Here is a 14,611-nt window from a genome sequence, read left to right as displayed (position 1 = left end):
TAGCAGTTGTAGTCAATTCGCTATAAAAACGATATAGCGAGACTGGTATAAGTTTTTCGCAGCCGCTGTCAGCGTAGACACAGCAAGCAAGAAAATTTATACCAGTTGCGCATCACGTTACAACGTAACGATTTTATAATAAATTAATAGTTATTAATTGGGTATTATTCATCGTCAAAAGTCACCCCTTGATAGTACTCAGGGGTCAGGTTGATAAATCGAGTAAATTGACCTTCAAAGCCTAGTCGTATGGTACCGATAGGTCCATTACGCTGCTTACCAATGATGACTTCAGCCACACCTTTATGGTCTGAGTTTTCATTGTAAACTTCATCGCGATAAATGAACATAATCAAATCGGCATCCTGCTCGATCGCGCCAGACTCGCGTAGATCTGACATGATTGGACGTTTGTTAGGCCGATTTTCTAGGCTTCGGTTCAGCTGCGATAGGGCAATGACTGGGCATTCAAGCTCACGTGCTAGCGCTTTTAGGCTACGAGAGATTTCCGATATTTCTCCAACACGGTTACCATCAAGACTGGGGACTTTCATCAATTGTAGATAATCGACAATGATAGCGCCAATCTTACCATCGTGGTTTTTTGCAATACGGCGGCAACGTGAGCGTAGCTCTGATGGCGGCAGGGCAGTACTGTCGTCAATATACAAATGCTTAGATTGCAGATGCTGAATGGCATTCATCATCTTTGCCCATTCATCTTCGTTCATTTGTCCTGAGCGTAGGTTGGTTTGATTAATCGCGCCCCACGAAGACAACAGACGCATGACGATAGACTCTGCGGGCATCTCCATAGAAAATACCACAACAGGCAGGTTTTCGTTAAACAACACGCCTTCTGCCAAGTTCATTGCAAAAGTGGTCTTACCCATAGACGGGCGTGCGGCGACAATGACCAAATCGCCCGCTTGCAGGCCTTGAGTTTTGTTATTTAGCTCAGCGAATGGGGTTTGCAGTCCAATCATACCGTCGGGATTGGATTTGAGCTCTTGAATTTTATCAATTACGTTAGTCAATACTGAGGTGATACCCACCGGTCCGCGCTGCTCAGCACGTTTGTTATGCTGCTCATTGATACTAAAAATTTTACCTTCAACACTATCTAAAATATCACTAACGCTTTGATCTTTTGGGTTATATGCTAGAGTCAACATGTCGTTGCCAGTGGTAATAAGTTGGCGTAGGGTTGATAACTCTCGTACACGCTGAGCGTAGGCGGTCAGATTAAATAAGGTCGCTGGACTTTGGCTTAAAATATCAGCCAAATAGCTGTCACCACCAGCAGTTTTGAGCAGCTTTTGAGCCTCCAGCCAGTCATGTACCATAACAGTATCATAAGGCTCATTTACCGCTGCTAAGTGAGCAATGGCATCAAAAATATGCTGATGACGCCCTGCATAGAAGTCATCCTTGGTGACGATATCGGCAATCTTGTCATAGGCCTCTTCAATACTCATCAAAGAAGCCAGCAACGCTTTTTCAATATCTATGTTGTGCGGAGGCTGCTGATTGAGTAAGTCGTCGGTTTTACTGGTGTCTGCCATGTGTACCTAAGTGTATATATGAGTTGATGTATTAATAAGTTAATGCCGCTAAAAAAGACACAGACATTGTGCTTGCTATGGACGTCGCATTAGACGCTATATCATAAAATGGCGCATCCAGCATTAAGAGTAAGTACCATAAAATAAGCTTCAAATAATGCTACAATCAAAAGCGAAATTCTAGCACATTATGATTACCATAAGGCTGTTTATAGATACTTTTCTCTATCTTTGTCAGGCATATAACGGGTATATTTGGTAGGTATTACCATTATCCAAATGATTAACAGATATATATAAAATACGGTAAAATCAAATAGTTAAATAAAAATAAGAGGTGGATGTATGAGTCAAAAACAACCCTTATTAATCACCACAGGTGAGCCTGCTGGTATCGGGATGGACGTGGTTTTGTTACTTGCGCAAGAAGGTAAGCTACAAAATTTTAATCGACCAATCTGGATCACAGCTGATGCCAATGCTATGCAGGCACGTGCAGAGCAACTACTAACTACTGGCGCACTAAAAAGCTGTCCAACTTGGCAAAGTATTACAGTGACTCCATCATCAATGACTGATGTAAATAATGCGGATTTTAATGTAGCAAATAATGCATTCTTATTGTTGGATGTACCTTGCCCTGCACCTGTGCGGGCAGGTCATATTAACACCAAGAATGCAGCAATGGTCGCCAAGCAATTAGAAATCGCTCATCAACTTGCAACAAATGAAACGGTAGCCGCTATCGTTACTGGACCGTTACAAAAATCTGCGTTAATTGACGCCGACATTAAACTTTTAGATGGCATGATGTTTAGTGGGCATACCGAGTTTTTTATGCAGCAAAGTGGTTGCAAAAAAGTAGTCATGATGCTGGCCAATCAGGCAATGAAAGTTGCGCTGGTGACCACTCACTTAGCGCTAAGAGATGTCCCTGCCGCTATCACCGCAGACAATGTCCGCCAGACAGTGCAAATTGTACTTGATGATATGCAATCGAAATTTGGTATGGCGAGTCCACGTATATTAGTTTGCGGGCTCAATCCACATGCGGGTGAAGGTGGACATCTAGGCATGGAAGAGATTGAAATTATCAATCCAGTATTACAAGAATTTATTGCCGCTGGCGTAGATATCTCTGAGGCCATGCCCGCCGACACGTTGTTTACCACTAGACATCTGAATAATTGTGATGTGGTGATTGCTATGTATCATGACCAAGGACTGCCTGTGTTAAAGTCGCATGGTTTTGGCGATACGGTTAACTTAACACTAGGATTGCCTTATATTCGCACCTCAGTCGATCATGGTACAGCGCTGGACTTGGCAGGTCGCGGCGAGGCAAGTGCCACAAGCTTGTATCAAGCATTAATCATGGCGAATGAAATGGCTGATAAATCATTGACTACATCATAAATGCGTAATTTAGCTCAGTGCTAAAATACAGCCGGATTATAAGCTATGGTATAATTTTGCACCAAGCACCAATAACAAAGCTATAAAAGTCACCTTTTTCATCGTATTATATTGTCGATGTTCAAGACCAAGCTATTGTGTTGCTCTGTACCCTCATTTTTATTTTATTATTTTACTAATTAAGAATCTTTTATGTCCACAAACTCGTTTGATGCCAAGACATTAGCAGCTAGCTTACGAACTGCCAAACACCAACCGCGAAAACGCTTTGGTCAGAATTTCTTGCATGACAGCAGTATTATTCGCCAGATTGTTGATAGTATCCGTTTGGATCGTAATGACAACTTAATAGAAATTGGTCCTGGTATGGGCGCGTTAACTGAGCCTTTATTGGCAGAAGTGGATGCGATGACTGTGGTCGAGCTTGACCGTGACTTGGCTGATAGTTTACGTATACGCATTGGCGCAAACAGTCATCCTAATTTTACCATCGTAAAAGAAAACGCGATGAACGTGGACTACCGTGAATTTTATAGCACCGATCGTGGCAAGTTACGTGTGGTGGGTAACTTGCCTTATAACATCTCAACACCGATACTTTTTCATCTACTTAGCTATTCTGATGTCATTCAAGACATGCATTTTATGCTACAAAAAGAAGTGGTCGAACGTATCACCGCCGATGTCGGTAGCAAAACTTACGGCCGTCTGTCAGTCATTATGCAATATTACTGTGAAACGGATTATTTGCTGACCGTCCCTAAAGGCGCATTTAACCCACCACCAAAAGTGACCAGTGCTGTGTTTCGTTTGACGCCTCATATCGAAAAGCCCATTGTTGCAGAAGATGAGCAATATTTTGCTATCGTAGTACGTGAGACCTTTAACCATCGCCGCAAAACGCTACGCGCTATTTTCAAAAAATCCACTCTACTGCCAACATTGAGTGAAGAGGACTTTGCCGCTTGTGGTATCGATCCACAATCCCGTCCAGAAACTCTGAGTGTCAGTGACTTTGTAGCTTTGAGTAATCAGGCAAAAGTACAGAAGAATAAGACAACCATCGAGGAATTATGAGTTTTCGCCATCAATATGTTATCGGTGACTTGCAAGGCTGCTATGCAGCGTATCAAAAACTACTTGAAACTTTAAAGTTTGATCCTACACAAGATAAATTGTGGTTTGCAGGTGACTTGGTTGCACGCGGAGAGGATTCGCTAAGTACTTTGCGTCACGTAAAGATGCTATGCGAGCAAGGAGCAGCCGCAACCGTCTTAGGAAATCACGATTTAAACTTGCTGGCAGTATGGCGGGGCGCAGCTAAGATTAAGAAAAAAGATAAAACGGCGCCGATTTTTGCGGCAGAAGATGGTGAGGAATTATTGCAATGGTTACGGTGTCAGCCAATTTTGGCGTATCCTGATAAGCATACTGTATTGGTACATGCTGGAATACCACCGCACTGGAGCATTGATGCCGCTGCACAATATGCGCAGCAATTAGAAGCGCAATTAAAGGGTAGCTTAGATCAACTTGATCGTTTGCTACCGCATTTGTATAGTAAGAGCGCCGATGAGTGGCATGATGGTATTAATGGCTTTACTAAGATGCGGGCGATATCCAATTACTTTACCCGGATGCGGCTGTGCAAACAAGACGGAACACTAGAGTTTAGCTTTACGTCCAGCTTAGATCAGCACATGCCCGATGATTTTATGCCTTGGTTTGAATGGCAAGTACCGCGGACGCGTAAGATATTATTTGGTCATTGGGCAGCTCTAAAGGGTGAAGTGGACTTACCGCATGCTCGCGCGCTCGATGGTGGCTGCGTTTGGGGTAACTCTCTACTGGCTTACCGACTTAGCGATGGTAAAGTCATTAGCTCAAGCGCCCACTGTCCAAGCCCGTAACGAGGACTATAGCTAACCGCTGACCTTGATATATAAGGCTAAATAAGCAGTCTGTTTTAGATGGTCTATTAATAGGTTTAAGTAACTGGCTTTGCTAGGGTATAGTCAGGCCAGATTGGCGAGTCACCAATCCTCTCTATTAAGAAGTCGATAAAAACCCTAACTTTTACCGTCAGAACATTCGATTTTGGATAGATGAGCCACAGGCCCGTCTGGTCATCAATCGTGTAGTCGGGTAGGACATGGATCAGCGAGCCGTCAGCCAGTTCGCGGTGAACACTCCATAGTGAGTTCATTGAAATGCCTGCTCCAGCAATGGTTGCGACTTTCTGACTCAAGCCATCGTCAACGATAAGCCGGCTCTCGGTCAGTCGTGGATCGAACTCCTCAGTACTGCCATCATACCCAACAAACTTAATCGGTGACGGCTCTTTGAATACAATGAATTGATGCGTCGCAAGGTCATCTGGTTGCGTGGGCGTGCCCTGCTGTTTCAAATATTCGGGTGAAGCGCAAAGGATTCGCATATCGTTAGCCAATTTTCGCCCTTTTAAGCTGCTATCTGATAGTGTTGAATTGCGCAATGCAAGATCAAAACTGCCTTGGATAAGATCAAACTCCATATCCGTAAGCCGCAGGTCAAGAGTGATACCTGAGTACAACTGTAGGAACTCAGGCAGGATAGGCGCGATGTAGAGCTGGGCAAAGGTGCTTGGAGCCGTGAACCTTAGGGTACCTGTCACAGTTGCATTGCCATGACCTAAAGCTGCGCGTGCAGCATCTTCTTGAGCTAAAATTTCCTTAGCATAAGGCAAAAATTCCGCCCCTTCCAAAGACAAAGCCACCTTGCGCGTGGAACGATGCAAAAGATCCGCACCTAACAACTTCTCTAGTTTTGCTAATTTGGCACTGGCCATAGATGGCGCCATACCCAGTTCCCGACCAGCGGCACTGATATTGAGTTTGTCGGCCGCCAAAACAAATAGACGAACGCTTTCTGTATCCATTAGATTATATCCAAATTACGAATTCTGTAATTCATAATAGCCAGTTTATTTCATTTTTACAAAATATTATACTGATTCTAACAATTAATCTTTAGGAGAAGCCCAATGAAAGCAATGATACTTAATGAATATGGTGACAATGCTAAATTTCAATTAGATGAGCTACCTCAACCTGATGCAAAAGCTGGACATGTAGTAGTGCGAGTGGCTGCAACTAGTGTAAATACAGTTGATACCATGATCCACCACATGGGTAATGATCTACCGTTTTCACCCGATCTGCCGGCAGTACTCGGTATGGACTTTGCAGGCACTATTGAAACTGTTGGTGAGGACGTGACCGACTTTGCTCCAGGCGACGAAGTATATGGCTGCGCTGGAGGACTCGCAGACTTGCAAGGTACGCTGGCAGAATTCATGCTAGCTGATGCCAAATTGATTGCTCAAAAACCAAAAAGCCTGTCAATGCGTGAGGCTGCGGCATTACCATTGGTTGGTATTACTGCCTTTGAAGGTTTGCAGAGAGCGGGTACTGGTGCAGGACATAAGGTACTAGTTCACGGCGGCGCAGGTGGCGTAGGACACGTTGCTGTACAATTGGCCAAACATTTCGGTGCTGACGTCTATTCAACTGTCTCCAATGAAAAGCAGATGGCAGTCATTGAAGGTTATGGTGCCACGGCCATTAATTATAAGACTGAAGACGTGGTAGATTATGTCGAAAAATATACCGACGGTGCGGGTTTTGATATTGTGTTTGATTCTGTTGGCGGGGAAAATCTAACCAAGTCTTTTGAAGCGGCTGTACTGAACGGACAGGTTGTAACGACGGTTTCTATGCTGGAACTGGATTTAACGCCGGTGCATTTTAAAGGCTTATCGTTGCACGTTGTCTTTATGCTTATTCCAATGCTGCAAAACTATAAGCGAGAAGATCATGGCGCTGCTTTAGCGAAATTAGCCAAGATTGTGGATATGGGTGCACTTAAACCATTACTTGATGAAACGCAGTTTGATCTCAAAGAAGTTGGCAAAGCATACGACCGGCTAACCAGTGGACAAGCAATCGGTAAAGTGGTTGTAGAAGTCTGAAGCATTGCTAAAACTGACTTGTCGCTTTAGCACATATTAAGCTGAATAAGTCTTTGACGACTAAACCGCCAAAACAGCCGTATTAACTTGGCAGCTTGGGCGGTTTTTTAGGCTATAGCTATTACAAACTAATCAACCAACAACTAAGTTTTCAACAAACCATTCCCATACCGCGTCTACAGCAGGTCGTGATACTGATGTGCGTTTACGAATAAGGTAGTAATCAGGCTCAACGGTTAGATCTAACTCACTGACTTGTAGCAAACGCCCCGCAGATAAATCCGCTTTTACAAACGCCTGACAAGCAATCGCAATCCCTTGTCCTGCTAAAGCCGCATCTAAAGCCAGCGCGGTTTGGTTAAATACGGCACCTGGCAGCTTATCTGTCGTATTAAGAAAACGTGGCCAATGGTTGTGTGAGTCATGCAGCAGTGGCATTCCTTTTAATTGCTTGAGTGACATAGGAAGCGTGATGTCAGCGACAAAATAAGGATTAGCAACGGCGACCAGCTTTTGTTTGAACAATAACTGCGTATCGAAAGAGGATGGAAATGGTGGACGTGTGAGCCGTACCGCGATATCTACCTGATCACGGTCGAAATCTGCAATAGACTCAGTAGCGACAGTACGTAAGTCAACGTCAGGAACAGCGGTAGATAGGGCTGAAAGATTGGGCAGTAACAGCTTAGTAGCAAACGTCGGTGTCACACTAATAGTGACCGTCTTAGGTTCTTTGAGTATTTGAGTGGTAGCCTTTTTTAAAATCTCAAAAGCTCGCGTGACTTCTGCAAAGTAGATTGCGCCTTGACTAGTAAGAGCCACCCCCTTTGGTAGCCTTTGAAAAAGAGCAAACCCCATGTATTCTTCTAATATACGCACCTGCTGAGCGACAGCTCCTTGGGTTACAAAAAGTTCATCGGCTGCGGCTCGAAAATTCAAGTGACGCCCCGCTGCTTCAAATGCACGTAAGGCATTTAAAGAGGGTAAAGTGCGATAAGCGTTTGTCATAGTCATTCCTTAGACAATATATTTGACGATAGATTTTCTACAGTCTATCACCTTTTAATATCATGCGAGATATCTGCAGCCATTAGTTATGATAGATAAATCAATCACTAATGGAGAAAATCATGACTATAGAAAAAGTAGCGCTTATTATGGCAGGTGGCTCAGGTATGGGTGCAGCGGCAGCGCGTAAGCTCGCTCAAGATGGTTATAAGGTCGCTATCTTATCGTCCTCAGGTAAAGGAGAAGCCTTAGCAAAAGAGCTCGGCGGAGTCGGTGTCACCGGTTCTAACTTGGTAGATGCCGATGTACAGCGCTTAGTTGACTTAGCAATGGAAAAATGGGGCCGTATTGATGCGTTGGTAAACTCTGCCGGCCACGGTCCACGTGCGCCTATTTTAGAGATTACCGATGACGACTGGCATCAAGGGATGGAGGTTTATTTTCTTAGTGCGGTGCGTCCGATTCGCCTAGTGACACCGATCATGGTGGCACAAGGCGGCGGCGCTATTGTCAATATTTCCACGACTTGGGTAACAGAGCCGACAGCCACCTTCCCAACCTCGACAGCGTTTCGAGCCAGTCTTGGTGCGTTTACTAAGATTTTCTCTGATGATTATGCGCCGCAAGGTATTCGCATTAATAATGTCTTACCTGGTTGGATCGATAGCTTACCGGAGGTTGATGAGCGCCGTGAAAATGTTCCGATGGAACGTTATGGTAAAGCTGAGGAAATCGCTGCAACGATTGCCTTTTTATTATCAGAGGCGGCTGGATATATTACGGGCCAAAGCATACGCGTTGATGGCGGTGTGACGCACTCTGTCTGATAAAGGCCAATACTATGTTTAGAGCCTATACAGCGCTAGTATTACTTGGTGTGATTTGGGGGTCTAACTTTATTTTTATGAAGTGGGCCACCGCTGTGATAACGCCTTCTCAAACTGTCTTTCTGCGAGTGCTGTTTGGGTTTATACCTTTAGTACTTATCGCATGGCGTCATAAAGCCATTACTCGGGAGCAGCTTGCGTATTTGCCGCATTTTATCGTCATGTCTGTGCTTGCAACCTCCTTTTACTATTATGGGTTTATTGCTGGTACGGCGTTGTTACCCAGTAGTATTGCAGGGTTATTGAGTGGTTCGATACCGATATTTACTTTTTTAGGGGCGGCGCTTTTCTTACCAGAGGAGAGGTCTACTAAACAGATGGCGCTAGGGGTTGCCTTAGGATTTGCGGGTATTGCATTAAGTGCACGTCCATGGCAAGGCGGCATGAATATATCTTTCATAGGTGTTTTATGGATGCTCGCTGGTTCTTTGAGTGTTGGCGCGTCATTCGTTTATGCGCGGCGTTTTTTATCGCATCTAAAACTATCACCATTGGCATTAGCCACATGGCAGATTGGACTTGCAGTGATAACGCTTGCCTTGCTCATTGATTTCGACGGAATCACTGATATAGCGACAGATGCCCAAGCACTGTGGGGCACTGTATTAGGACTTGGTGTTTTAGGAACAGGCGCCGCTTTTTTAATTTACTATTTTATCATCGAGACATTAGGCTCTGTGCGTGCCGCTGGTGCGACGTATATTGCGCCTATCGTTGCTGTAATAATTGGTGCGATTATAGGAGAGGCTATCACTTATGTAGAAATTATCGCCTTGCTACTTATTCTGGGTGGTGTACTGCTCATTCAGACAGGCAGAAAGTAGGATGAGCCAGCGTGACTTTGAAGGTTTAGGTGGCAAATATCAATGAAGTATCAAGAAAACATTGTTAGACCTCTTATCAGCAGTAATATCAGCAGATGACCAAGTATAAAGCTACCAAAACTGCCCTATTAATTAGGCAGTTTGGGCGGTTTTTTAGGTTTCGGCAAGGGCGTTTTTGCATCCCCTGTAGCCTTGTTATCAGCGTTTTTATCATGATTGCTGGTTTTGTTACTATTAACGTCCCCTAGTGTTTTGGTGGTCTTATCATATTGAATATCACTATAGTAAGGCACGCTATTTAGCTCTTCGTCTACTAATCCATCATCAAGGTCGACAACCTTTTTAGCCACGTTCTTATCTACAGCACCCTCCTGTCCATGATCTTGAGACTGATTTTCATAATATATGTCTGTGGTTGTTCGTTCACCTTTTGCGTCAACAGAGACTGAGTTAGGTATGATTTTGACATCAGATAAGCGCCGTATCACATAATTACTGGGTAATGGTTTACCGCCTTTTTGTCCGGCAGTATCATCAAATATCATATGACCTTGACTATCAATACGGGCATACTTCATCGGTTTGTCACGCGGCCAAAAAAAGTCAGATGGATGACTGACAATATGTCCAAAAACAAGCTTGGATAGTCTACGCCACTCAAAAAAGCGGACTTCTTTTGATCGTAAGGCGACTAGAAGTGCCAAGGAAAAACTGACCATTAAGTTGACGATACCGATAAGTGCGACGCCAAAAATAGAGATCAAAACCACATCCCAACTTATCTGAGCCGCTGACATATTGAACAGTCCATGAGCCAAATTGGCAGACGCAAATGCAATATGACGAATATCAATCGGTAAACCAAATAAATAACCAATGGTCGCCGTGCTACCTAAAAATACGCCGAATAAAAAATTGCCCATGATAGCGCCAAGATTGGCCTCTATAAAGCCGCTCAAGCGTCGAAGCCATCTTTTGGGTAATAAACGCTGAAGTAGCCAATGCCTATTAATGCGAGCGCCAATTTTATTGTAAACCGCCAAATTGTCATAGTAGCCTGCAATAAGACCGGATAAAAACAGATATACCCCAGCGATGGCCGCATGAGGCAGTGCTAGCGATCGAAAAGGGTCTAGATCATGAAGTAGGTGCCCCGCTTTTTCGGTATCAATCATCGGCGCACCTGTATATTGTAACCATGCAAAAGAGATGATCAATGCAACAGGAATCGCTAGCATGATATTACCCATGATAGCGATAAACTGGGTGCGCAAGATATCGACTACTAGCTCCGATAACTTCGTCAGCTGGTGTGATTTTTTACCTGAGCCCTCTGATATGGTTGAGGCAATAGCGGCAGCAGTCATCGCTGGCTGCTTAGTTGCCACAGTACCATGAACAATATGAATAAAAACAAAACCTAAGCCATAGATCATGCTGTTTATAAAGGCTCGGCCCATTGGTGCAAGGGCCAAATGATAGGCTAAGATTTTAATAGTAGCCATAAAGGCAATAAAAAACCCACCAATGGACGCTTTTTTGAACATTTTTTGATAACCAGCTTTGTCTGTGCTGATATAGTGCTCACCCACGCGGCTGGCGTTTTCAGTGACTTTACGTGATAACAGCTTAGTATTGTTATCGATTAGGTAGCCGATACTATAACGACGATTGGCAGTGGTAATGAGAGTTTGAATCAGGTTGATTACCGCTTTGTCGCGATTCTGACCGCTATCAGCCACCAGCTCCGTTAAAATACGCATGCGTTGTAAGCTTTGATCAAGTCGTAACATCATATTGGTCAAGCGAATGGAGATACCAGTTTTATAGATGCGTTTGCGTACCGTTGCAACGATATCTTCACATTGCTCAAGCATGACCAGTAGCGGAGCAGGATTGACCGCATGTTCAGGCGTAATGTCCGTTAAAGTGTCAAGCTCATGCGCTTGTCGATACTGATTGACAAACAATACGGCTTCTTGGTTTTGAGCAACAAAAGATGCAGAATAGTTCAAAATCTGCGGATAAGCTTCCATTAAGTTAGGATGCAGACCAATACCGCTAATACGGTAGGATAAAATGACTATCGCATTTAAAATACTGTTTTTGGCGGTCGCTACTAAGTATAAATGCTCTTCTTTAACATTAAGTAGATCAACCAACGCTTCCCATTTGTCTTTTTCGATGTTAGCAAGCCAACGTTCATCTTGACGTTTATAGAACAGATAACCGACCAATTCAACGACAGAATCATCTTGGGGCAGGAGCGGTAAGAACCGATGACCAAGCAAGCGGCGTAAGCTACTAAAAAACCCCTCATCTGACATGATACCAGTATCAGTATATAAGGAAATTTGACGATATTGGATAATGAGTTTTAGTACAAAGCTTGCAAGACCATCACTATATTCTGGATGCTGACGCAAGACATCGATAAGGGCTTGGATGTTTTGATTGGCAAGTGCAGGCTCGTTTTCAGTGACCCGTAGCTCATCGATTAAACGCCGAAGTACAGATGGCTCTGGCACGTCACTTAAGGCGGTAATTTGTTGTAAAATGCGTTTTATCTCTGACACAGCGTACTCTTTATCGTTATTGTTCTGTTGGTTAATGTGCTACTGTTTTGACAGTTGTGATAGGGATTGTGAGGTACTATTTTTAGTGGTTATACAGAGAGTTTGTATTGATATATTTGTTGAGTGTTAGATACAAATATCGGTGTTAAGTTGATAGCTAATGCAGGTTATTTTAATCGGAAGTGCAAGGTCATGTTTAGTTATTTTGTTAGCAGTTGTTTTAAATATAGTTTTGGCAAAAAAAGGACAGTAATTATACTGTCCTTTCTCATTAATGAATATATCGATAATTAAATAACTATCAATTCTATAAACTTTGTTTAGCTGGCAGGTACGTTAAAATAGTCTAAATCAAAGTTCATCATCGGATCACTACCAGCTTTGACCATCTGTGCATGGGCATCGATGCGCGGTAAAACGCGACCAACAAAGTAATCAGCAAGCTTGGCTTTATTGGTATAAAACTCGCCATCTTTACCGTTAGACGCTTCAACCATCAAGGCAAACATGTATGAGTAGCATAGGTAGCCGACCGCATGCATGTAATCAACCGCGCAGCCATTAATCTCATTTTTACGAGAGCCAATATTGGTTAATACTGTTTTAGTCAGCTCTTCAACGGTATCAGCAGCATCTAATGTCGCTTGCTTGATGCCATGATCAACTTGCATCGTACTAACATAATCACGGATTTCGCCTAAAAAATGAGCAATATATTTACCATCATTACGAGCGACTTTACGGCCTAACAGATCAAGTGCTTGAATACCGTTTGCACCCTCATAAATCTGGGCGATACGCGTATCACGTACGATTTGCTCCATGCCCCATTCGCGGACATAACCATGACCACCAAAGACTTGCTGGCAATCGATAGTAGCTTCTAATGCTTTATCAGTTAAGAAGGCTTTTGCGATCGGCGTTAGTAAGGCCACACGTGCAGCAGCGGCTTGAGCTGCTTCAGGATCTGTGCTGAATTTTTCAGTATCGAGTTGTTTTGCAACATACATCGCAAAACAGCGTGATGCCTCACTATTGGCTTTAGCATTCAATAGCATACGGCGCACATCGGCATGATGAACGATAGCATCGGCTGGTTTTTCTGGACTTTGTAGTTGAGTATCACTACGACCTTGAGCGCGTTCAAACGCATAAAGCGCTGCATTTTGATAAGCAAGCTCAGTACCGCCAAGTCCTTGCAGACCCATCGTTACGCGCTCATAGTTCATCATAATGAACATTGACGATAAACCAGTATTCTCAGCACCAACCATCCAGCCCTTGGCATCGTCAAAGTTCATGACACAAGTGGCTGAAGCTTTGATACCCATTTTATGCTCGATTGAGCCAGCTGATAAGGTATTACGTTCGCCTAAGCTGCCATCATCATTGACTAAAAATTTTGGTACAACGAATAAAGAGATACCTTTTGAGCCTTCTGGCGCATTTGGGGTTTTAGCCAATACTAGATGAACGATATTCTCAGTTAAGTCGTGTTCACCGCCAGTGATAAAGATTTTGGTACCAGAGATATTATAGCTACCGTCGTCATTTGGTATGGCTTTGGTTTTGATAATACCTAAATCAGTACCTGCATGCGGTTCGGTTAAACACATAGTACCTGACCATTCACCTGAATACATTTTTTCTAAATATGTCTGCTTTTGCTCTTCTGAGCCCGCCGCGTTAAGACACAAGGTTGCACCAACTGTTAGGTTGGGGTAGAGCGTAAATGACTGGTTGGTGGTAAAAAGCATCTCTTCGGTAAGCATAGTAACCATTTTTGGAAAACCTTGGCCACCGTACTCAGGATTACCGCCAAGTCCGACCCAACCTGACTCAGCATATTGCTGATAAGCTTCTTTAAAGCCTTTAGGGGTAGTGACGACGCCATCACCATGATAAGTCGCGCCTTCTTCGTCGCCAGTACGATTGATAGGCAACAGAACGTTTTTACTTAATTTGGCCATTTCTTCTAAAATCATATCGACTGTTTCCATGTCGACATGAGATAAGTTGTCATTGTTTTGCCAAAACTCAGGCGCCTTAAAGACATCGGTTAAGATAAAACGCATGTCAGTTAGAGGGGCATTATAAACAGCCATAAACATTCCTTTGGTTTAAGATTAATAAAGTTATATACATATTTGCTTATATTTATCATGATGTTCTTTAACTATCATGGCAAATAACGCAATGATTTTTATTGATTTGAGTCTGTGATAATCAGTAAAGTTTAGCAAATTAATGGCTAAGCTTGTGTATCTCTTAGTGAATAGTGCGTACACTAAAAGTTGACTACTGCTATTGTAGTGCTCAACTAAGA

General features: G+C 43.4%; 11 protein-coding genes. 6 read left to right on the top strand and 5 right to left on the bottom strand.

The window, feature by feature from the left end:
• Nucleotides 1–164: 164 nt before the first annotated feature.
• On the bottom strand, nucleotides 165–1,565 hold the full coding sequence (gene dnaB / locus ACS8FB_RS06040; RefSeq protein WP_299220218.1) for a replicative DNA helicase: 1,401 nt from the start codon (nucleotides 1,563–1,565) through the stop codon (nucleotides 165–167).
• 345 nt (nucleotides 1,566–1,910) lie between these two features.
• Between dnaB and pdxA the strand changes: the two genes are divergently transcribed.
• The 3 genes from pdxA to ACS8FB_RS06025 all read left to right on the top strand — a co-directional run bounded on the left by pdxA (nucleotide 1,911) and on the right by ACS8FB_RS06025 (nucleotide 4,891).
• A complete protein-coding gene (gene pdxA, locus ACS8FB_RS06035) occupies nucleotides 1,911–2,981 on the top strand; it encodes a 4-hydroxythreonine-4-phosphate dehydrogenase PdxA (protein WP_439261526.1) in 1,071 nt (356 codons plus the stop codon).
• A 192-nt stretch (nucleotides 2,982–3,173) separates the two neighbouring features.
• The gene (rsmA, locus tag ACS8FB_RS06030) at nucleotides 3,174–4,058 is read left to right on the top strand and encodes a 16S rRNA (adenine(1518)-N(6)/adenine(1519)-N(6))-dimethyltransferase RsmA (RefSeq protein ID WP_439261525.1); all 885 of its coding nucleotides are present in this window, start codon (nucleotides 3,174–3,176) and stop codon (nucleotides 4,056–4,058) included.
• A complete protein-coding gene (locus tag ACS8FB_RS06025; RefSeq protein ID WP_439261524.1) occupies nucleotides 4,055–4,891 on the top strand; it encodes a symmetrical bis(5'-nucleosyl)-tetraphosphatase in 837 nt (278 codons plus the stop codon). The genes rsmA and ACS8FB_RS06025 overlap by 4 nt, the downstream gene beginning before the upstream one ends.
• 77 nt (nucleotides 4,892–4,968) lie before the next feature.
• Here the strand turns inward: ACS8FB_RS06025 and ACS8FB_RS06020 are convergent, their stop codons facing one another.
• Nucleotides 4,969–5,898 carry a LysR family transcriptional regulator gene (locus tag ACS8FB_RS06020; RefSeq protein ID WP_439261523.1) on the bottom strand — a complete coding sequence of 310 codons (930 nt, stop codon included), beginning with the start codon at nucleotides 5,896–5,898 and terminating at the stop codon, nucleotides 4,969–4,971.
• Nucleotides 5,899–6,003: 105 nt separating this feature from the next.
• Here ACS8FB_RS06020 and ACS8FB_RS06015 point away from each other — a divergent pair, with 105 nt between their 5' ends.
• Entirely contained in the window at nucleotides 6,004–6,990 is a 987-nt protein-coding gene (locus tag ACS8FB_RS06015; RefSeq protein ID WP_439261522.1) for a zinc-dependent alcohol dehydrogenase family protein, read from the top strand.
• 132 nt (nucleotides 6,991–7,122) lie between these two features.
• Here ACS8FB_RS06015 and ACS8FB_RS06010 read toward each other — a convergent pair whose 3' ends face one another.
• Nucleotides 7,123–7,998 (bottom strand): LysR substrate-binding domain-containing protein, encoded by an 876-nt coding sequence (locus tag ACS8FB_RS06010; protein WP_439261521.1) that lies wholly within the window; start codon nucleotides 7,996–7,998, stop codon nucleotides 7,123–7,125.
• Nucleotides 7,999–8,120: 122 nt separating this feature from the next.
• On the opposite strand from ACS8FB_RS06010, the gene ACS8FB_RS06005 reads away from it, so the two are divergent.
• Together ACS8FB_RS06005 and ACS8FB_RS06000 are read left to right on the top strand one after the other, a co-directional pair.
• On the top strand, nucleotides 8,121–8,825 hold the full coding sequence (locus ACS8FB_RS06005; protein WP_439261520.1) for an SDR family oxidoreductase: 705 nt from the start codon (nucleotides 8,121–8,123) through the stop codon (nucleotides 8,823–8,825).
• Nucleotides 8,826–8,839: 14 nt separating this feature from the next.
• Nucleotides 8,840–9,709 carry a DMT family transporter gene (locus tag ACS8FB_RS06000; protein WP_439261519.1) on the top strand — a complete coding sequence of 290 codons (870 nt, stop codon included), beginning with the start codon at nucleotides 8,840–8,842 and terminating at the stop codon, nucleotides 9,707–9,709.
• A 128-nt stretch (nucleotides 9,710–9,837) separates the two neighbouring features.
• Here the strand turns inward: ACS8FB_RS06000 and ACS8FB_RS05995 are convergent, their stop codons facing one another.
• Both ACS8FB_RS05995 and ACS8FB_RS05990 read right to left on the bottom strand, forming a co-directional pair.
• The gene (locus tag ACS8FB_RS05995) at nucleotides 9,838–12,285 is read right to left on the bottom strand and encodes a site-specific recombinase (RefSeq protein ID WP_439261518.1); all 2,448 of its coding nucleotides are present in this window, start codon (nucleotides 12,283–12,285) and stop codon (nucleotides 9,838–9,840) included.
• A gap of 320 nt (nucleotides 12,286–12,605) precedes the next feature.
• Complete coding sequence (locus tag ACS8FB_RS05990; protein WP_439261517.1) at nucleotides 12,606–14,390, bottom strand: acyl-CoA dehydrogenase C-terminal domain-containing protein; 1,785 nt, start codon at nucleotides 14,388–14,390, stop codon at nucleotides 12,606–12,608.
• Nucleotides 14,391–14,611: the final 221 nt, after the last annotated feature.

The organism is Psychrobacter sp. 1U1 (assembly GCF_051847535.1).
GTDB classification, from domain to species: Bacteria; Pseudomonadota; Gammaproteobacteria; order Pseudomonadales; family Moraxellaceae; genus Psychrobacter; species Psychrobacter saeujeotis.
The sequence above is the reverse complement of the archived record's forward strand: the minus strand, read 5'-3'. Positions and strand labels throughout refer to the sequence as shown.